The 18,844-nt window shown below is 63.8% G+C and carries 16 protein-coding genes and 2 tRNA genes; 4 read left to right on the top strand and 14 right to left on the bottom strand.

Annotation, left to right across the window (positions count from 1 at the left end; genetic code table 11):
• Positions 1 to 6: 6 nt before the first annotated feature.
• From lpxA to rpsB, 13 genes are all read right to left on the bottom strand, one after another.
• Complete coding sequence (gene lpxA, locus ACF8NF_RS18035; protein WP_017404505.1) at positions 7 to 804, bottom strand: acyl-ACP--UDP-N-acetylglucosamine O-acyltransferase; 798 nt, start codon at positions 802 to 804, stop codon at positions 7 to 9.
• A 7-nt stretch (positions 805 to 811) separates the two neighbouring features.
• A complete protein-coding gene (fabZ, locus tag ACF8NF_RS18030) occupies positions 812 to 1,252 on the bottom strand; it encodes a 3-hydroxyacyl-ACP dehydratase FabZ (RefSeq protein WP_012206736.1) in 441 nt (146 codons plus the stop codon).
• Positions 1,249 to 2,256, bottom strand: coding sequence for a UDP-3-O-(3-hydroxymyristoyl)glucosamine N-acyltransferase (gene lpxD / locus ACF8NF_RS18025; protein ID WP_016451336.1), 1,008 nt, complete (start codon positions 2,254 to 2,256; stop codon positions 1,249 to 1,251). The genes fabZ and lpxD overlap by 4 nt, the downstream gene beginning before the upstream one ends.
• A 24-nt stretch (positions 2,257 to 2,280) precedes the next feature.
• Positions 2,281 to 2,790 carry an OmpH family outer membrane protein gene (locus ACF8NF_RS18020; protein WP_016447481.1) on the bottom strand — a complete coding sequence of 170 codons (510 nt, stop codon included), beginning with the start codon at positions 2,788 to 2,790 and terminating at the stop codon, positions 2,281 to 2,283.
• The gene (gene bamA, locus ACF8NF_RS18015; protein WP_016447482.1) at positions 2,790 to 5,087 is read right to left on the bottom strand and encodes an outer membrane protein assembly factor BamA; all 2,298 of its coding nucleotides are present in this window, start codon (positions 5,085 to 5,087) and stop codon (positions 2,790 to 2,792) included. The genes ACF8NF_RS18020 and bamA overlap by 1 nt, the downstream gene beginning before the upstream one ends.
• A gap of 45 nt (positions 5,088 to 5,132) precedes the next feature.
• Positions 5,133 to 6,503 carry an RIP metalloprotease RseP gene (rseP, locus tag ACF8NF_RS18010; protein WP_047470468.1) on the bottom strand — a complete coding sequence of 457 codons (1,371 nt, stop codon included), beginning with the start codon at positions 6,501 to 6,503 and terminating at the stop codon, positions 5,133 to 5,135.
• An 82-nt stretch (positions 6,504 to 6,585) separates the two neighbouring features.
• Positions 6,586 to 7,764: a 1-deoxy-D-xylulose-5-phosphate reductoisomerase gene (gene ispC / locus ACF8NF_RS18005; protein ID WP_212646540.1), complete on the bottom strand. Its 1,179-nt coding sequence runs from the start codon at positions 7,762 to 7,764 to the stop codon at positions 6,586 to 6,588.
• A complete protein-coding gene (locus ACF8NF_RS18000) occupies positions 7,761 to 8,615 on the bottom strand; it encodes a phosphatidate cytidylyltransferase (RefSeq protein WP_034365565.1) in 855 nt (284 codons plus the stop codon). Before ACF8NF_RS18000 ends, ispC begins: the two co-directional genes overlap by 4 nt.
• A 13-nt stretch (positions 8,616 to 8,628) precedes the next feature.
• Entirely contained in the window at positions 8,629 to 9,375 is a 747-nt protein-coding gene (gene uppS / locus ACF8NF_RS17995; protein WP_016447486.1) for a polyprenyl diphosphate synthase, read from the bottom strand.
• A 35-nt stretch (positions 9,376 to 9,410) separates the two neighbouring features.
• Positions 9,411 to 9,971: a ribosome recycling factor gene (frr, locus tag ACF8NF_RS17990; RefSeq protein ID WP_016447487.1), complete on the bottom strand. Its 561-nt coding sequence runs from the start codon at positions 9,969 to 9,971 to the stop codon at positions 9,411 to 9,413.
• Between the two features lie 43 nt (positions 9,972 to 10,014).
• A complete protein-coding gene (gene pyrH, locus ACF8NF_RS17985; protein ID WP_016447488.1) occupies positions 10,015 to 10,737 on the bottom strand; it encodes a UMP kinase in 723 nt (240 codons plus the stop codon).
• 65 nt (positions 10,738 to 10,802) lie between these two features.
• Complete coding sequence (gene tsf / locus ACF8NF_RS17980; protein ID WP_016447489.1) at positions 10,803 to 11,699, bottom strand: translation elongation factor Ts; 897 nt, start codon at positions 11,697 to 11,699, stop codon at positions 10,803 to 10,805.
• 114 nt (positions 11,700 to 11,813) lie between these two features.
• A complete protein-coding gene (gene rpsB / locus ACF8NF_RS17975; RefSeq protein ID WP_016447490.1) occupies positions 11,814 to 12,566 on the bottom strand; it encodes a 30S ribosomal protein S2 in 753 nt (250 codons plus the stop codon).
• Positions 12,567 to 12,933: 367 nt separating this feature from the next.
• Between rpsB and ACF8NF_RS17970 the strand changes: the two genes are divergently transcribed.
• Positions 12,934 to 14,205: an FAD-dependent oxidoreductase gene (locus tag ACF8NF_RS17970; protein WP_212646539.1), complete on the top strand. Its 1,272-nt coding sequence runs from the start codon at positions 12,934 to 12,936 to the stop codon at positions 14,203 to 14,205.
• 45 nt (positions 14,206 to 14,250) lie between these two features.
• Positions 14,251 to 15,831 (top strand): NAD(P)H-hydrate dehydratase, encoded by a 1,581-nt coding sequence (locus tag ACF8NF_RS17965; protein WP_392451003.1) that lies wholly within the window; start codon positions 14,251 to 14,253, stop codon positions 15,829 to 15,831.
• 6 nt (positions 15,832 to 15,837) lie between these two features.
• Here ACF8NF_RS17965 and rnr read toward each other — a convergent pair whose 3' ends face one another.
• A complete protein-coding gene (gene rnr, locus ACF8NF_RS17960; RefSeq protein WP_392451002.1) occupies positions 15,838 to 18,405 on the bottom strand; it encodes a ribonuclease R in 2,568 nt (855 codons plus the stop codon).
• 34 nt (positions 18,406 to 18,439) lie between these two features.
• On the opposite strand from rnr, the gene ACF8NF_RS17955 reads away from it, so the two are divergent.
• Together ACF8NF_RS17955 and ACF8NF_RS17950 are read left to right on the top strand one after the other, a co-directional pair.
• Positions 18,440 to 18,524, top strand: a tRNA-Leu gene (locus ACF8NF_RS17955).
• A 159-nt stretch (positions 18,525 to 18,683) separates the two neighbouring features.
• A tRNA-Leu gene (locus ACF8NF_RS17950) sits at positions 18,684 to 18,768 on the top strand.
• Positions 18,769 to 18,844 lie beyond the last annotated feature (76 nt).

Here is an 18,844-nt window from a genome sequence, read left to right as displayed (position 1 = left end):
GCCAGATCAGCGCGCAATGCCCCGGGTCGAAGCCGCCAGGAAATCCAGCATCAGCGATACATCGGCCGCGGCCTCGGGCAGTTCACCCTCCAGCGAAGCAATGGCTTCTCGCGCAGCTTCAAGGGTCAGTCCCTGGCGATACAGCAGACGGTGCATCTGCTTGACGGCCTGAATGCGCTGCGGCCCGAAGCCGCGACGGCGCAAGCCTTCGATATTGAAGCCGCGCACGGCCAGCGGATTGCCATCCACCATCATGAAGGGCGGCACATCCTGCGAGATATGGCTGGCAAAGCCGGCCATGGCATGGGCACCCACCTTGGTGAACTGGTGCACGCCCGTCAGGCCCCCCAGGATGACATGGTCGCCCACGTGCACGTGGCCGGCCAGGGTAGCGTTGTTGGCCAGGATGGTGTGGCTGCCGACAACGCAGTCATGAGCCACATGCACATAGGCCATGATCCAGTTGTCGTCGCCGATGGCCGTGACGCCCTGGTCCTGCACGGTACCGGTGTTGAAGGTGCAGAACTCCCGCACCGTGTTGCGGTCACCGATAACCAGCCGGGTAGGCTCGCCTGCGTACTTCTTGTCCTGGGGCTGCGCGCCCAGGGACGCGAACTGGAAAATCCGGTTGTCGCAGCCAATGCGGGTATGGCCTTCAACAACGCAATGCGCGCCGATGGTGGTGCCGGCGCCGATTTCCACATGCGGTCCGATGACGGCATAGGCGCCGACCGACACCGACGAATCCAGCTGCGCAGCGGAATCTATCAGTGCCGTGGGATGGATGCGTTCAATGCCAGCCATGCGCCCGTCAGCCCACGTTGCGCATGGTGCACATCAGCTCGGCTTCGCAGGCCACTTCGTCCTCGACGCGGGCCACGCCCTTGAACTTCCAGATGCCGCCGCGCACACGGTCGATGGTGATCTCCAGCACCAGCTGGTCGCCCGGCTCCACGGGACGCTTGAAGCGCGCCCCGTCGATGCCCACGAAGTAGTAGATGTTGTTCTCATCCGGAACTTGGCCCATCGCATCGAAGGCCAGAAGGCCGGCCGCCTGCGCCAGCGCCTCCAGGATGAGCACGCCAGGCATGACAGGGCGGCCCGGGAAATGGCCCATGAAATAGGGCTCGTTGAACGTGACGTTCTTGATCGCCTTGATGCGTGTATTGCGCTCAAGCTCCGTGACCTTGTCCACCAGCAGGAAGGGGTAGCGGTGGGGCAGTTGCTTGAGAATTGCGTGAATATCCATCATTGCGTTCCGTTATGGCCTTGATCCGCCGATTGCTGCAGTTGCCGCTCCAGGGCCTTGATGCGATCGCGCATGGAGTGCAGCTGCTTCAGCGTCGCAGCATTTTTTTCCCATTTGGCGTTTTCATCCACGGGAAACATGCCCGTGTAAACACCTGATTGTGTCAGCGAACGGGTCACTACCGTCGCTGCCGAAATATGCACCCGGTCAGCCAGCTGCAGATGGCCCAGCACGATGGCCCCGCCTCCCACGGTGCAATGCGCGCCAATGCGCGCGCTGCCGGCCACCCCCACGCAGCCGGCCATGGCCGTATGCCTGCCGACGTGCACGTTGTGACCGATCTGGATCAGGTTGTCGAGCTTGACCCCATCCTCGATCACCGTGTCGTCCAGCGCACCCCGGTCTATGCAGGTATTGGCGCCGATTTCCACATCGTCGCCGATCCGCACGCCGCCGAGCTGCTCGATCTTCACCCATGCGCCGTTCTCGGGCGCGAACCCAAAGCCGTCCGCCCCCAGCACCACGCCGGAATGCAGCAGACAGCGCGCGCCCACATGGCAGTTCTCGCCAATGGTGACGCGCGACTTGAGCACGGTGTGGGCACCGATCGTGGCACCCTCCTCGACCACGCACAGCGGGCCAATGGTGGCCGATGCATCAACGATGGCGCTCTCGTGCACCACGGCGCTCGGATGGATACCGGCCGGCGCCACGGGCCTGCAGTTTCGCTTCCACCACTGCGTGGCCCTGGCGAAATACGCATACGGATCAGGGACCACGATGCAGGCACCCCGCTGCTGCGCCAGCTCACGCATGGCGGGCGCCACAATAACGCAGGCCGCCTCGGAGGCGGCCAGTTGCTGGCGGTAGCGGGGGTTGCTCAGAAAACTGAGATCCCCGGCCCCGGCAGAGTCCAGCGGTGCGATGCGGGAGATGGACATCTCCCTTTCGCCACCGACCAACTCGCCACCGAGTGCATCGAGGATCTGGCCCAACAATACGCTCACGGCATGCAGCCCTGGACAGCTGGCTTACTTGCCGCCGCCGTTCAGCGCCTTGATCACCTTGTCAGTGATGTCGTACTTGGGGTTGATGTAGACGGCTTCCTGAAGGATGACGTCGTACTTCTCGGATTCGGCCACTTGCTTGACCACCTTGTTGGCGCGTTCCAGCACCTGGGCCAGTTCTTCGTTCTTGCGGGAGTTCAGGTCTTCCTGGAACTCACGGCGCTTGCGCTGGAACTCGCGGTCCTGATCCACCAGCTGGCGCTGGCGCGAGACGCGCTGGCTTTCGGCCATGGTGGGAGCTTCACGCTCGAACTTCTCCGAAGCGCTCTTGAGCGAGTTGCCCTGGTCAATCAGTTCCTTCTCACGCTTGGAGAATTCCTGCTCCAGCTTGGACTGCGCAGCCTTGGCAGTCGATGCTTCACGGAAGATGCGATCCGTATTCACAAAGCCGGCCTTGAACTCCTGGGCGTGCGCGGAAACGGCCATGGCGCCAAGCAGCACAGCCAGGGAAAAATGGCTAGATAGAGATTTCATTAGAAAGAGGTTCCGATTTGGAATTGCAGTCGCTGGATTTTATCCCCGGTCTGCTTGCGGATGGGTTGAGCAAAGGCCAGGCGCAGGGGACCCAGCGGGGAAATCCAGCTGATGCCCAGGCCCGTGGATGCCCGCAGCTCCCCGAGATCGAAGTTCTCGTTGGCTCCGTAGACATTGCCCACATCGAGGAATGTAAAAAGACGCAAAGTCCTGTCATTGCCGGCACCAGGGAACGGAACCATGAACTCGGCGTTCAATGTCACCTTCTTGGAGCCGCCAAGCGCCAGGTTTTCCTTGGTGTCGCGCGGACCCAGCGAGCCCTGCTCGAAGCCACGCACCGAGCCCAGGCCACCCGAGAAGAAGTTCTTGAACAGCGGGAACGGACGGCCATTGAGGCCCTTGCCGTAGCCCAGTTCACCGTTCAGTGCCAGCGTGTACTTCTTGCTCAGCGGGATGTACTGCTGGATCTGGTAGTTGGCTCGCACATACCGGGCCTCGCCACCCACCGACCATTCGGTGTTCAGGCGCTGGTAGAGACCGGAGTTGGGCGCCAGCGCGCTGTCGCGGCTGTCGCGCGACCAGCCCAGGGTCAGCGGTATGCCCGTGTTGGAGTAGCCGTACTTGTCGGCATAGTCCTTGTACGCCTGGGGCAGGTAGGTGCCGGGCTTGATTTCGGAGCGTTCAACGCCGCCGCCGAAGTAAACGGTGTCGATCTCGCTGAAGGGAACGCCAAAGCGGACGCTGCCGCCCGAGGTGACGATCTTGTAGGCCGCATCGTCGTAGTAGGGACGGTCAGTGCGGTAGTACAGGTCGTAGGTGCGCGAGATGCCGGTGTCCGTGAAGTACGGGTCCGTGGTCGACAGCACCATGGTGCGGCGATACTTGCTGGTGTTCACGTCCACGCCCAGGTAGTTGCCTGAACCGAACACGTTTTCCTGCTTGATGCCGAAGGACAGCGAAACCTTTTCAGCGCTGGAAAAACCAGCGCCCAGCTGCAGCGAGCCGGTGGGCTTTTCAGCCACCGAGATGACCAGATCCACCTGATCAGGCGAACCCGGCACTTCCTGGGTTTCGACGTTGACTTCGGTGAAGAAGCCCAGACGGTCCACCCGGTCGCGCGACAGGCGAATCTTGTCGCCGTCGTACCAGGAAGCCTCGTACTGGCGGAATTCGCGGCGGATCACTTCGTCGCGCGTGCGGTTGTTGCCGCTGAGATTGATGCGTCGCACATAGGCGCGGCGAGAAGGCTCGGCGTGTAGCACCAGGGCCACCCGGTTGGTCGCACGGTCGATGTCCGGCACGGCCTCGACGCGCGCGAAGGCAAAGCCGAAGTTGCCGAAGTGCTCGGTGAAGGCCTTGGTCGTTGCCGTGACCTGATCGGCGTTGTAGGGCTCGCCGGGCTTGATCTTGACCAGGGACTTGAATTCGTCGTCGCGGTCCAGGTAGTTGCCTTCCAGTTTGACGCCGGAGACCACGAAACGCTCGCCTTCATGGATGTTCAGGGTCAGCGAGATGGTCTGCTTGTCGGGCGAGATCGCCACCTGGGTGGAGTCCACGCGGAATTCCAGGTAGCCACGCTGCAGGTAGTAGGAGCGCAGCGTTTCCAGGTCGGCGTTGAGCTTGTTGCGCGCATAGCGGTCCGACTTGGTGTACCAGCTCATCCAGTTGCCGGTGTCCTGGTCAAAAAGGTCCTTGAGCGTGGATTCGCTGAAGGCCTTGTTACCGACGATATGGATCTCGTTGATACGGGCGGGATCACCTTCGGTCACCGTGAAGGTCAGGTTAACGCGGTTGCGCTCGATGGGCGTGACCGTCGTGACGACTTCGGCGCCATACAGGCTGCGGTTGATGTACTGGCGCTTGAGCTCCTGCTCCGCGCGGTCGGCAAGTGCCTTGTCGAACGGACGCCCCTCGGCCAGGCCCACATCGCGCATGGCCTTTTGCAGGGTTTCCTTGTCGAATTCCTTGGTGCCGGCGAAGTTCACTTCGGCGATGGTCGGGCGTTCTTCGACCACGACAACGAGCACGTTGCCGTTGGCTTCCAGGCGGATGTCCTTGAACAGGCCCAATGCGAACAGCGAGCGGATGGCGGCTGCACCCTTGTCGTCGTCATACTGGTCACCGACGCGCAGGGGGATGGAAGCGAAGACCGTGCCCGGCTCCACGCGCTGAAGACCTTCGATGCGGATGTCCTGTACGCGGAAGGGCTCCAGTGCCCAGGCTGCATTGGCAGCCAAAACCATGGCAGCCAGGGTCGATGCAGCGCGCACGCCCAGGCGATTGATACGTTTAGTCATGAATGGATTTGCCGCCGCTGCGGCTTGCCGAAAACGGCTGAAAAGTTAGCCCCAAAGCCGGTTGATATCGTTGAAAAAGGCGACGGACATCATCATCATCAAAACCGCCACGCCTGCACGCTGCAAGCGTCCGGCCCAGACTTCCGACACGCTTCGGCCAGTCACGCCCTCCCAAAGATAATACATCAGGTGCCCACCATCGAGCACCGGCAGGGGGAGCAAGTTGAGAACCCCCAGGCTGATGCTGATCAGCGCCAGGAACGAGAGATATTGGACCAGGCCCATGCTGGCCGAACGCCCCGCGTAGTCGGCAATGGTCAGGGGCCCGCTGATGTTCTTGAGCGAGGCCTCGCCGATCACCATGCGGCCCATCATGCGCAGTGTCAGCGACGACAGCTCCCAGGTGCGCTGCACGCCGGCCCACAGGCCCTCCAGCGGACCGCGCTGCACCAGCGCCATTTCCGGGGCGCTGCCGATATAGGCGCCGATGCGGGCGATGCTTTCCTTGCCGTCTTCCGATCGGCCCAGGTCGGGCAGCACCGGGATCTGCAACTGCCGCCCCTCGCGCTCCACCAGCCAGATCTGCTGCTGGACCTGGCCCGATGCGCCCATCTTGCGGATGAGATTGCGCAGCTGCGTGCCATCGTCCACCGAGGTGCCACCCACGCGCAAAACCAGATCGCCCGGGCGCAGGCCCGCCTTCTCGGCGGCACCACCGGCAATCACCTTGTCCAGCACAGGCTGCGTCCAAGGACCAAGCAAGCCCAGGCGCTCGAAGAAGGCGGCATCGGGCTCGCCCTGAACCTGCCCAGCCAGCGCGAGCCGCAGTTCGGACGGGGCGGTGCGGCGAGCCTGGAGCACCTCCATGCGCACGGACTCGTCATCGAGCGCTGCACGGGTCAGCGTCCAGCGCAGATCATTGATGGAGCGGACCTCTTCCCATTCCTGGTCACCCAAAGCCATGCGCAGCACACGATCGCCGCCTTGAACACCCGCCATCTGCAGCACCGTGCCTGCTGGCGGTGTTGCCAGCCGTGCAACAGGCTCCTGCATGCCGACCCAATTGACGATGGCCAGCAGCGCAATGGCCAGCACGAGATTGGCCACAGGACCTGCGGCCACGATGGCTGCACGCGCACGCAGCGGCTGGGTGTTGAATGCCAGATGGCGCTGGTCGGCAGGCACCTCGCCCTCACGCTCATCGAGCATGCGCACATAGCCGCCAAGGGGCAGTGCACCGATGACAAATTCCGTGTCCGAACCCTTGCGCTTCCATCGCAGGATGGGGCGGCCGAATCCGACGGAAAAGCGAAGCACCTTCACGCCGCAAGCCACGGCGACGCGGTAGTGGCCCCACTCATGCACGGCAATCAGCAAGCCCAGTGCGACCACGAATGCGACAACGGTCAGCAACAATTGATACTCCTTTGAATCCAATGCGCCTCTGGATTCCGCCGCAGGCCCATCAAGAAAACCCTCCTGACCTGCGAAGCCGGCATCACAGCTGCCACTGCCGCGCCACGGTCTGCGCGATTTCGCGCGCCTGCGCGTCCAGGGCCAGCAGGTCTTCCAGGCTGCCCAGTGTAGGCGGCAGCACGGTCTCGAGCGTGCGCAAATTCACAGCGTGGATACGGTCAAATGCCAGGCGCCGCTCCAGGAAGGCGGCAACGGCGACTTCGTTGGAAGCGTTGAGAACCGCCGTGGTTCCCTCGCTGGCGTGCAGCGCCTGCCAGGAAAGGTGCAGGCCCGGAAAGCGCACGGCATCCGCCTCCTCGAAGGTCAGGGCCGACAGCTTGGCGAAATCCAGGGGTGCCGCACCGCTGGCGATGCGGCGGGGCCAGGCCAGGCCGCAGGCGATGGGCACGCGCATGTCGGGCGTACCCAGTTGCGCGAGCACCGAAGCATCCTTGAACTGCACCATGGAGTGCACGATCTGCTGCGGATGGATGACGACCTTGATCTTGTCAGGCGCCATGTCGAACAGCCAGCGGGCCTCGATCACCTCCAGCGCCTTGTTCATCATGGTGGCCGAGTCCACGGAGATCTTGCGCCCCATGGAGAAATTCGGGTGCGCGCAGGCCTGCTCCGGCGTGATCCCGGACAGGGTGGACGGATCGCGCAGGCGAAAAGGCCCGCCCGAGGCTGTGAGCAGCAGACTGTCCACGCGATCGGGCCAACTGGTGCGGTCTTCGGGCAGGCACTGGAAGATGGCCGAGTGCTCACTGTCAATGGGCAGCAGCGTTGCGCCGTGGCGCTTGACGGTGTCCATGAACAGTGCACCGCCAACCACCAGCGCCTCCTTGTTGGCCAGCAGCAGGCGCTTGCCGGCGCGTGCGGCGGCCAGGCAAGGCGCCAGGCCCGCCGCACCGACGATGGCCGCCATGACGGCATCGGCTTCAGGATGCGAGGCGATCTGCTCCAGCGCGTCAGGCGACTGCAGCACTTCGGTGGCCAATCCATTGCTGCGCAACTGCTCAGCCAGCAGCCTTGCATGCGGCGCGCTGGCCATGACGGCGTAGCGGGGCTTGAATTCGGCACACTGGCGCAGCATCAGGTCCACCTGCGTGGCCGCGCTGAGCGCAAAGACTTCGTAGTGATCGCGGTGGCGCGCCACCACATCCAGCGTATTGGTACCGATGGAGCCTGTGGAGCCCAGGACGGTGATTTTCTGCTTCATGAATGCGCGAAAGAGGAAAGCATCAGGGCCAGCGGCAGGGTCGGCAGCAGGGCATCGACGCGGTCGAGGACGCCGCCATGACCGGGTAGCAGGCCACTGCTGTCCTTGACGCCGACGCTGCGCTTGACCAGGGATTCGACCAGGTCGCCGACCACGCTCATCGCGGCCATGAAAACAACCGCCAGCAGCAGGAACCAGGCCCCGCGCGCCAGCAGCAATGAATAGAAACTGGGCACGGCCACCGCGTAGTGGCGGTCGGCCCAGACCCAGACCAAGGCCAGCACCAGAACGCCTGCCATGCCGCCCCATACGCCTTCCCAGCTCTTGCCGGGGCTGATCGTGGGAGCCAGCTTGGATTTGGTGAATTTCAGGCCCAGGGTCCGTCCTGCGAAATACGCGAACACATCGGCCACCCAGACCAGCACCAGCACCGACAGCAGGAAGTTGATGCCCATCATGCGCGCCTGCACCACGGCGACCCAGGCCAGCCACAAGGCAAGCACTCCACCGACCAGGCGCACAGGCGCTGCAATGCGAGGCCAGCCAGCCACGCCGGCACGCAGCAGCGCCCCGCCACCCAGCACCCAGGCAGCACCGGCAACAATCCAGAGCGCTGACAGCGGACGCTCCAGCCAGCCGGCAGCCCAGGCGCCCAGGCACATCGCCGTGCAGATGGCGCCTATGCCGATGGCGCCCGCGGTGCCAAAGCCGTTGAGACGCCCCCATTCCCAGGCACCTGCCGCCATGAGCACGAGCACGACCACGGCGAACGGAATGCCCGTGGGGTAGAACAGCGCAGGCAACAGGATGGCCAGCAGGATCAGGGCGGTGATGACTCGCTGCTTGAGCATGGCTCCCCCTTGTTCAGGACGTCTGCGGATGGGACGACGTCGGTTGTGATTGTTGTACTTGCGCGGAAGTCTGGCCGAAGCGCCGCTCGCGTGAAGCGAAAGCCGCGATGGCCTCGTCCAGGCAGGCCTCATCGAAATCAGGCCACAAGCTGTCACTGAAGAAAAGCTCGGAATACGCAGCCTGCCACAGCAGGAAGTTGCTGATGCGCATTTCCCCGCCGGTACGGATCAGCAGATCCGGGTCGGGCACATGGGCCAGCGCGAGCGCGCGGTCCAGGCTCTGTGGGGTGATGGGCTCGCCCTTCTCTGCCAGCCGGGCAGCTGCCTGTGCAATGTCCCAGCGTCCGCCGTAGTTGAAGCAGACGTTGAGAACCAGGCGATTGTTGTGCGCAGTGACGGTCTCGGCCTGCGCAAGGCCCGCGCACACTTTATCGCCCAGGCCACTGCGGTCACCGATGAAATGCAGGCGCACGCCGTCGCGGCTCAGTTGCTGCACTTCCTTGGCAAGCGCATTGGCCAGCAGGCCCATGAGACCGGAAACCTCCTCTTCGGGACGGTTCCAGTTCTCGGAAGAGAAAGCGAAGACGGTCAGGACCTGCACGCCGCGCTGGACGCAGGCGCGGGCGCAGCGGCGCAGTGATTCCACGCCCTGCTTGTGGCCGGCCAGTCGCGGCAGAAAGCGGCGATTGGCCCAGCGTCCATTGCCGTCCATGATGACGGCAATATGGCGCGGCACCGCGCCGGAGTCTTGTTTGGTCAAAGGTACGGACCCTGAGGCAAATGAGGCAAGAAGCCTCAGACCGCCATGATGTCTTGTTCCTTGGCCGCCACCAGCGTATCGATCTCGGCGATGTGCTTGTCGGTCATCTTCTGGACATCGGCTTCGCAACGCTTTTGATCGTCTTCCGAGGCTTCCTTGTCCTTGACCAGCTTCTTGACGGCTTCGTTGGCATCGCGGCGCAGGTTGCGCACGGCGACCTTGGAAGCTTCGCCTTCATTGCGCGCCAGCTTGGTCATTTCCTTGCGGCGCTCCTCGCTCATGGGAGGCATGGGCACGCGGATCAGGTCGCCCAGCGAGGCGGGGTTCAGGCCCAGATCGCTTTCGCGGATGGCCTTCTCCACCTTGGCCGACATGCTCTTTTCCCAGGGCTGGACGCTGATGGTGCGCGCGTCAAGCAGGGTGACGTTGGCCACCTGGGACAGCGGCACCATGGAGCCGTAGTACTCCACATGGATGGAGTCCAGCAGCGATGGATTGGCACGACCGGTGCGCACGCGCGCAAGATTGTTCTTGAGCGCTTCGATGGACTGGCCCATCTTGGACTCGGTGGTCTTCTTGATGTCTGCAATCGTCATGTTCTTGTTCCTTGAAGAGCTGTGTAACGCGGTATCAAAACGCTCAAGCGTACACCAGCGTGCCCTCGTCCTCGCCCATGACCACGCGCTTGAGCGCGCCGGGCTTGACGATGGAGAACACCCGGATCGGCAGCTTCTGATCGCGGCACAGCGCAAAGGCGGTGGCGTCCATGATGCCCAGGTTGCGCGAGATGGCCTCGTCGAAAGCCAGCTTGTGGTAGCGGGTCGCGTCGGGGTTCTTCATCGGGTCGTCGGTGTAGACACCGTCGACCTTGGTGGCCTTGAGCACCACCTCGGCGCCGATTTCAGCGCCACGCAGCGCGGCGGCCGTGTCGGTCGTGAAGAACGGGTTGCCGGTGCCGGCAGCGAACACCACCACCTTGCCCTCCTCGAGGTACTGCAGGGCCTTGGGGCGCACATAGGGCTCCACGACCTGCTCGATGGCAATGGCCGACATCACGCGGGCTGTCAGCCCCTGCTTGTCCATGGCATCGGCCAGGGCCAGGGCATTCATGACCGTGGCCAGCATGCCCATGTAGTCGGCGGTGGCACGGTCCATGCCGACCGAGCCGCCAGCCACGCCGCGAAAGATGTTCCCCCCACCGATCACCACCGCCACCTGGACACCAACCTTGGTGACCTCGGCAATTTCGGAAACCATGCGCTCGATGGTCGCACGGTTGATGCCGAACGAGTCATCCCCCATGAGTGCCTCACCGGACAGCTTGAGCAGGATGCGCTTGTGGGCCGGTGTGGCGTGGGTCATGGTGTTTCTCCGAAGTGGTGGATGATGATGGATGGTGAAGGGAACGGTTCGGTCGCCCGGAAGGATCAGGCGCCGGCCTTGGCGGCAGCCACCTGGGCAGCCACTTCGGCAGCGAAGTCGTCGACCTTCTTTTCAATGCCTTCGCCGACCACGTACAGGGTGAAGCCCTTGACGTTGGTGTTGGCGGCCTTGAGCATCTGGGCCACGGTCTGCTTGCCGTCGGCAGCCTTCACGAAGACCTGGTCGGCCAGCGAGACTTCCTTCAGGTACTTCTGCACCGAGCCTTCGACCATCTTGGCGACGATGTCGGCAGGCTTGCCGGACTCGGCAGCCTTGGCGGCAGCAACGGTACGCTCCTTCTCGATCAGCTCGGCGGGCACGTCGGCGCTGGTCACGGACACGGGCTTCATGGCGGCCACGTGCATGGCGACATCCTTGGCAGCCGTGGCATCGCCGTCGAACTCGACGACCACGCCGATGCGCGAGCCGTGCAGGTAGGAAGCCAGGCTGGAGCCTTCGAAGCGCTTGAAGCGGCGGAAGGACATGTTTTCGCCGATCTTGCCGATCAGGCCCTTGCGCACGTCTTCCAGCGTGGGACCGAAGCCGTCCTGCTCATAGGCCAGTGCGCTCAGCGCGGCCACGTCGGCGGGGTTTTGCTCGGCGACCAGCTTGGCGGCGGCGTTGGCCATCGCGATGAAGCTGTCGTTCTTGGACACGAAGTCGGTTTCGCTGTTGACTTCGATCATGGCACCCTGGTTGCCATTGATGAAGGCGGCGATCACGCCTTCGGCGGTCACGCGCGAGGCAGCCTTGCCAGCCTTGGTGCCGAGCTTGACGCGCAGCAGCTCTTCCGCCTTGACCAGGTCGCCTTCGGCTTCGGTCAGAGCCTTCTTGCACTCCATCATGGGCGCGTCAGTCTTTGCGCGCAGTTCAGCCACCATGCTTGCGGTAATTGCAGCCATCGTATTTCTCCAATGTCAGTTCGATTCGTTACAGGATTTCGGCTTAAAAAAACGGGGCTACCCTGAGCCCCGCTTTTTATTCGGCGACGAGGTCGCTCAGCCGGACAAGCTCAATCAGGCAGCGGATTCTTCCACTTCCACGAACTCGTCACCGCTCTCGCCGGATGCGGCCTTGACCACGTCGGTCAGTGCAGCAGCACGGCCTTCCAGGATCGCGTCGGCGATGCCTTGGGCGTACAGTTGCACGGCCTTGGCAGAGTCGTCGTTACCGGGGATGACATAGTCGATGCCTTCGGGATTGTGGTTGGAGTCAACCACGCCGACCAGGGGGATGCCCAGCTTCTTGGCTTCGGCCACGGCAATCTTGTGGAAGCCCACGTCGATCACGAAGATGGCGTCGGGCAGGCTGTTCATGTCCTGAATGCCGCCGATGTCCTTTTCCAGCTTTTCCAGTTCGCGAACGAACATCAGCTGTTCCTTCTTGCTCATGGCTTCCAGACCGGCTTCCTGCTGGGCCTTCATTTCCTTCAGACGCTTGATGGACGTCTTGACGGTCTTGAAGTTGGTCAGCATGCCGCCCAGCCAGCGCTGGTCAACGAAAGGAACGCCAGCGCGCTGGGCTTCGGCAGCCACCAGCTCGCGGGCCTGGCGCTTGGTGCCGACCATCAGGATGGTGCCGCCGTTGGAAGCCAGCTGCTTCACGAACTTCTGGGCGTCCTGGAACATCGGCAGCGACTTTTCCAGGTTGATGATGTGGATCTTGTTGCGGTGGCCGAAGATGAAGGGGGCCATCTTGGGGTTCCAGAAACGGGTCTGGTGACCGAAGTGGACGCCTGCTTCCAGCATATCGCGCATAGTGACGGACATATGAATACCTCAAAGGTTAGGTCTAAAATCCAGCCCGACAATTGCCCCCTGTATACAGGAAGCAACACCTTGAAGGGACTGGTTTGCGATTGACTTTGCAACGGGGGTTGCAAGCATGGGCAGGCATTCATGACGAACACCTCGCACCCCAAAGCCATCACCTGATCTCCGGCAATTCCGAAGAAAATCAGGGTGAACCCCTAGCAAAGCCGCAAGATTCTAGCATACGCCATCCCAAGACTGAGGCTTCGCACCCAACGCGCGCTCACACCCCGCATAGCCACGGCTGCCGCATCCGCCACACACTCCTGTAGTGATAGCTACATCCGCTTGATAATTCAGGCACTTCAGCAGATTCCACCCCAAAATGAACATCGCGATTGTGGGCGCCGGCAGCATTGGCGTTGCGACAGCCCACGCACTGGCCCAGGTCGGGCACGAGGTCACCGTCTACGAGCGCCATGGCACGGTGGCCGAGGAAGCCAGCTTCGGACATGCCGGCTGGCTGGGCCCCAGTCTGCTCCAACCGTGGAGCGTCCCCGGCCTCTCCACCATAGAACGCTCACCCACGCTTCCCGGCCGGCAGGCTTTGCCACGCCCCGGCTCCGGAAACCTCGCAGCCCAGCTGCGCTGGCTATGGCAATGGCGCCAGGCTGGGCGGCGCCTGCGCAAAGCCGGCGAACCCACAGCCACGATGGCGGCACTGGAGACACTCACCCAGCGCAGCCAGCAGTTCCAGCAATCGCTGTGGCGGCAGTGGGAGCTGGACCCGGAATATGTCTCCGGCAGCCTGGTGCTGCTGGGCAGCGAGGCCGACCATGAGCAACTGAAACCTGCACTTGCAGCGCTGGCCGAGGCCGGCACGCGCTGCGAGGCACTGGATGCCGCCCAGACCCGCCTGCGTGAGCCCGCGCTGGGCGAGGAGACCGCACTCGCAGGCTCCTTGTATTTCCCGCAGGCTGGCGCCGCCAACGGCCGCCTGGCCACGCTGATGCAAAGGCAGGCCGCACAGTCCACAGGAGCACGATTCGAGACGCAACGCCTTGTGCAGCGACTGCAGCCCGGCGGCGCTGGGCGCACCGCTCGCCTGCAGCTGCAAGGCGAAGACACGCCCCGGTCGCACGATGCCATCGTCGTCTGCGCTGGCGCCGAGGCCGCAAACCTGCTCGCGCCGCTGAGCCTGCGCCTGCCCATGATCGCCCTGCGCGGCTATGGCATCAGTGCTCCGCTGCGCGAACAAGGCTACGCGCCCCGCCACGCCATCGTCGACTGGAGCGAGCAGATGACCCTGGTGCGCCTTGGCCAGCGCATGCGGGTCGTGGCCGGCGCTGAACTGGGCAGCCACGGCCCCATGCACGAGGCCACGCTGCAGCGCATGTACCACCGACTCAACATGGTCTTTCCCGGCAGCGCCGTGCTGACCTCGGGCGTTCAGATCTGGCATGGCACACGCATGTGCACAGCCGATGGACTGCCGTTGCTGGGCGCCAGCGGTTTGCCCGGCATCTGGCTCAACCTGGGCCATGGCAGCTGTGGTGCTGCCATTGCCCAAGGCTGCGCCAGCATGCTGAGCGACCTGATGGACAACCGCACCAGTTTCCTGGACAGCGCATTGCTGGATCCGCGCCGCTTCGGCTGACCGCTGCGGACACCCCGCCCTGCGGCTGGCGGCTATGCTCAGGCTATGCTGCGCATTCCCACATCCACCGCATTGCCACTGTTCGATACAGTGGCCACACGCACCCTGGAACAGCAGGCCGCGGCCCGACTGCCCGAACACTGCCTCATGCAGCGCGCAGGCATGGGGCTGGCACGCCTGGCACGCGCCATCGCCCCTCACGCCCGCCGCATCTGGATCGCCTGCGGCCCTGGGAACAACGGCGGAGACGGCTTGCAGGCAGCCGCCTGGCTTCAACAGCACCTGAACACGATGCCGGCACGATCCTGCAATTGCCGCATCCTGGTCAGCTGCGTGCGCGAACGCGACCGCATGCCCGCCGACGCGCGTGCCGCATGGGATGCGGCCCACAAGGCCGGCGTGCAATGGATCGCCCACATGCCCCCTGACATGGGGCCTCAGGATCTGTGCATTGATGCCTTGCTCGGCATCGGCCTGCGCCGACCCGACACGGCAAGCCCACCCACCCGAAAAGATGACCGATTGCTGCCGCTGCTGCGCAGCCTGCAGTCCGGCATCAGCCCCGTCCTTTGCGTGGACATCGCATCCGGCCTGGATGCCGACACCGGGCAATACCTGCCTGGATTCGAGCCCATGAACCTCCCGGTCAGCGCACGGCATACGCTGGCTCTGCTGACACTGCATCCCGGCCTGTTCACAGGAAGCGGCCGCGACGCCTGCGGCCAGATATGGTGGGGCGATCTGGACACAGGACTGGCAAGCAGCGCGCCACCCTTCGCCATCTCACCGTGCGCACAACTTTTCTCCCCGGAAGCCCGCGCCCCGCGTCCGCATGCCAGCCATAAGGGGAGCTTTGGCGACGTGGCCATTCTGGGCGGAGAGGGGCTGGAACACCGCGGCCTGTCCATGACCGGCGCCGCCTGGCTGGCCGCACTGGCAGCCTTGCACGGCGGGGCGGGACGCGTGATGCTGGCACTGCTCGATGCCTCGCACGGGTCAGGCCAGGCTATCTCCCCCTGGCCCGAAATCATGTTGCGCAGCCCCGAAGCACAAGACTGGCGCGGCGCCACTGTCGTGTGCGGATGTGGCGGCGGCATGGCGGTGCGCGCCTGGCTGCCCCAAATTCTGGATCAGGCGCCCAGGCTGGTACTGGACGCAGACGCACTGAACGCGGTTGCCGAAGATGAGTCGCTGGCCCTGCTTCTGAAAGAACGCAGCCGACGCAGCCAGCACACGGTGCTGACACCGCACCCGCTGGAGGCCGCCCGCCTGCTGAAAATGAGCACTGCCCAGGTCCAGGCCCAGCGACTTTCAGCAGCCAGGCAACTGGCGCTCCAATTCAACTGCACGGCGTTGCTGAAGGGCTCGGGCACCGTGATCGCCGGACCGCAGGGCGACGGCAATGCATCGCCGCCCTGCTGGATCAACCCCACAGGCAACGCCCGGCTGTCCACCGGAGGAACCGGAGATGTTCTCGCCGGGCTGATTGCCGCGCTATGGGCGCAAGGGCTGGACTCCGCGCAGGCCGCAACACTGGCGGCCTGGCGCCACGGCCATGCGGCAGACCAATGGCCCGCGCAAATGCCGTTCAGCGCCAGCGCGCTGGCCCAGCGGCTGGGCCAATAGACGCCCTCAGGGCTTGCGCCGGGGCCTGGATGTCTTGCCTGCCACCTTGGACTTGACGGCCCCCAAGGCCTTCTTACCCAAGGCGCGCAGCGCCTGCACCGGCGATGGCGGCGGCAACTGCGGCAGACCGTGGTCAGCATCGACGGCGACAGACTTGCGCGCTTCAGCCGCCCTGCCCCTGCGGGAAGCGCGTGCCGCAGGTGCGGACGAACCCGGCACCACGGCCGGCTCACTCACGTCGCTTTGACGCACTGGCGCGGCCGGGCGGGACTGGGCACTCGCATATTCAGCCTCCAGCGCGGCCAGGTTCACGCCCTTGACCATGGCCTTCTTGGACGCCTTGCGCCCCTGCTTGCCGGAAGACACCGCGCCATCGGATTCAGACCGGGCTCCGCCGGCAGCGCCGGAGTTACGCTGCGCACGCTTTTCCTTGGCGTCGCGGCGCCCCCATTTTTCGCCCTGATGGGCTTCCGTGCGCGCCGGCGCCCTGCCGGAACGACCCGAAGCCGGCTGCTCTTCGCCGTCGCGCACCAGGCGGAAATCGATGCGCCGGCCATCCAGGTCCACACGGCTGACCTGAACGCGCAGCCGCGTACCTATGCCGTAGCGAATGCCCGAGCGCTCGCCCCGCAGTTCCTGGCGCGCCTCATCAAAGCGGAAGTAGTCCCCCCCCAGCTCGGTGATGTGGACCAGACCCTCCACATACATGGCATCGAGCGTGACGAAGATGCCGAAGGTGGTGACCGCAGAGACCACGCCTGCGAACTCCTCCCCCAGATGCTCACGCATGTACTTGCACTTGAGCCAGGCCTCGACATCTCGGCTGGCCTCATCGGCGCGGCGCTCGTTCGCGCTGCAGTGCAGGCCTGCAGCCTCCCAGGCCTGGACCTCGGCGGCAGGCGCGCGCTTGCGCGGCTTCTGGCCGGGTGCACTGACACGCGAGGCCAGACGCTTGGCCAACTTGGCTTCGGCCTCTCCAGGCGTGGGCAGCTCGGGCAGGCGATAGTGCGTGCCTTCAAGCTCGGCCTTGATCACGCGGTGCACGAGCAAGTCGGGATAGCGGCGAATCGGACTGGTGAAGTGCGTATAGGCATCGAAGGCCAGCCCGAAGTGGCCCGAATTTTCAGGCGTGTAGAAGGCCTGCATCATCGAGCGCAGCAGCATGGTGTGGATCTGCTGGGCATCAGGCCGATCCTTGGTGGCATTGGCAATGGCCTGGAATTCGGACGTGGCCGGATTCTCGCCAAGCGCCATACCCACTCCCATGGCCTTGAGGTAGTTGCGCAGGATGTCCTGCTTCTCCAGCGAGGGCTTGTCGTGCACGCGGAACAGGCCAACGCGGCCGCTGTGCTCGATGAAGTCCGCGCTGCAGACGTTGGCGGCCAGCATGGCCTCCTCGATCAGCTTGTGCGCCTCGTTGCGCGTGCGCGGCACGATCTTCTCGATGCGGCCGTTCTCGTCACAGACGATCTGCGTCTCCGTGGTCTCGAAGTCCACGGCGCCGCGTGCTTCGCGCGACTTGAGCAGCGCCTGGTACACCCCATGCAGATTCAGCAAGTCGCCCACGCGATCGGAGCGCTTGGCAGCCTCCGGGCCACGCGTATTGGCCAGGATGGCAGCCACCTCGTTATAGGTGAAGCGCGCATGGCTGTGCATCACCGCGGGGTAGAACTGATAGGCATGGATATCGCCCTTTGCAGTGATCAGCATGTCGCAGACCATGCACAGGCGATCCACATCGGGATTGAGCGAGCACAGGCCATTGCTGAGCTTCTCGGGCAGCATGGGGATCACGCGGCGCGGGAAATAGACGCTGGTGGCACGGTCATAGGCATCGATATCGATGGCACTGCCCGTGGTCACGTAGTGACTCACATCGGCAATCGCCACCAGCAGGCGCCAGCCCTTGCCGCGCCCGACCTTGGCAGGCTCGCAGTAGACGGCGTCGTCGAAGTCGCGCGCATCCTCGCCATCGATGGTAACCAGGGGCACATCGGTCAGATCGATGCGATTCTTGCGATCGGCAGGCCGCACCCTGTCCGGCAGGGCCTTGGCCTGTGCCAGGCAGGCATCGGAAAACACATGGGGCACGCCGTACTTGCGCACCGCAATCTCGATCTCCATGCCGGGATCGTCGACCTCACCGAGCACTTCAATGATGCGCCCCACGGGCTGGCCGAACAGTGCAGGCGCCTCGGTCAACTCCACCACGACCACCTGCCCGATCTTGGCCGAACCCGTCGCGTTGGCAGGGATCAGGATGTCCTGGCCATAGCGCTTGTCTTCGGGAGCGACCAGATACACGCCGCTTTCCTGCAAGAAGCGGCCAATGATGTTGTGCGCAGGCCGCTCGATGATCTCGACCACGCGGCCTTCAGGCCTGCCGCGGCGGTCCTGCCGCACGATGCGAACCTTGACACGGTCCTTGTGCAGCACCGCACGCATTTCATTGGGAGGAAGGAAGATGTCGCCTTCGCCGTCATCACGGATGACGAAACCATGTCCGTCGCGGTGCCCCTGCACACTGCCCCCGATTTCGTCGTTCGCGTCGGCACTTTTTGCGTGAGGGTTCATTTTCTTGGTATACAATCTAAATCTTTCCTGAGATGCCCAGGTGGCGGAATTGGTAGACGCACTAGTTTCAGGTACTAGCGGGTAACTCCGTGGAGGTTCGAGTCCTCTCCTGGGCACCAAGTTTAACGACAACCTGCAGAGGTTGCGGTGAACTGAGGAACTATCTTCACAAGAAGGTGGCTCCCTGGCTTCATGACTTGGCCGATCACAGTCTCAAGAAAAAATCGAAGATCAGGACTTCGCTGCAAAAAAATGCAGTAGAATTTCAGCTTCAGCAAGCCCAGGTGGCGGAATTGGTAGACGCACTAGTTTCAGGTACTAGCGGGTAACTCCGTGGAGGTTCGAGTCCTCTCCTGGGCACCAAACATGAAAAGGCCGTTGCACATGCAACGGCCTTTTTCTTTGCCGTTTCCGAAAAGCGACGTCACGCGCCTCTCGC

Source organism: Delftia sp. WSY_22, from assembly GCF_043104185.1.
GTDB classification, from domain to species: Bacteria; Pseudomonadota; Gammaproteobacteria; order Burkholderiales; family Burkholderiaceae_C; genus Comamonas; species Comamonas tsuruhatensis.
Note: the sequence above shows the minus strand (reverse complement) of the source record. Positions and strands in the feature narration are given on the sequence as shown.

What these genes read in the sequence shown, in the direction of transcription:
- fabZ (WP_012206736.1), bottom strand. Translation starts at nt 1,252, where the DNA reads ATGATGGATATTCACGCAATTCTCAAGCAACTGCCCCACCGCTACCCC.
- frr (WP_016447487.1), bottom strand. Translation starts at nt 9,971, where the DNA reads ATGACGATTGCAGACATCAAGAAGACCACCGAGTCCAAGATGGGCCAG.
- lpxA (WP_017404505.1), bottom strand. Translation starts at nt 804, where the DNA reads ATGGCTGGCATTGAACGCATCCATCCCACGGCACTGATAGATTCCGCT.
- ACF8NF_RS17970 (WP_212646539.1), top strand. Translation starts at nt 12,934, where the DNA reads ATGAACATCGCGATTGTGGGCGCCGGCAGCATTGGCGTTGCGACAGCC.
- ACF8NF_RS18020 (WP_016447481.1), bottom strand. Translation starts at nt 2,790, where the DNA reads ATGAAATCTCTATCTAGCCATTTTTCCCTGGCTGTGCTGCTTGGCGCC.
- pyrH (WP_016447488.1), bottom strand. Translation starts at nt 10,737, where the DNA reads ATGACCCACGCCACACCGGCCCACAAGCGCATCCTGCTCAAGCTGTCC.
- rnr (WP_392451002.1), bottom strand. Translation starts at nt 18,405, where the DNA reads ATGAACCCTCACGCAAAAAGTGCCGACGCGAACGACGAAATCGGGGGC.
- bamA (WP_016447482.1), bottom strand. Translation starts at nt 5,087, where the DNA reads ATGACTAAACGTATCAATCGCCTGGGCGTGCGCGCTGCATCGACCCTG.
- rpsB (WP_016447490.1), bottom strand. Translation starts at nt 12,566, where the DNA reads ATGTCCGTCACTATGCGCGATATGCTGGAAGCAGGCGTCCACTTCGGT.
- ACF8NF_RS17965 (WP_392451003.1), top strand. Translation starts at nt 14,251, where the DNA reads ATGCTGCGCATTCCCACATCCACCGCATTGCCACTGTTCGATACAGTG.
- ispC (WP_212646540.1), bottom strand. Translation starts at nt 7,764, where the DNA reads ATGAAGCAGAAAATCACCGTCCTGGGCTCCACAGGCTCCATCGGTACC.
- ACF8NF_RS18000 (WP_034365565.1), bottom strand. Translation starts at nt 8,615, where the DNA reads ATGCTCAAGCAGCGAGTCATCACCGCCCTGATCCTGCTGGCCATCCTG.
- tsf (WP_016447489.1), bottom strand. Translation starts at nt 11,699, where the DNA reads ATGGCTGCAATTACCGCAAGCATGGTGGCTGAACTGCGCGCAAAGACT.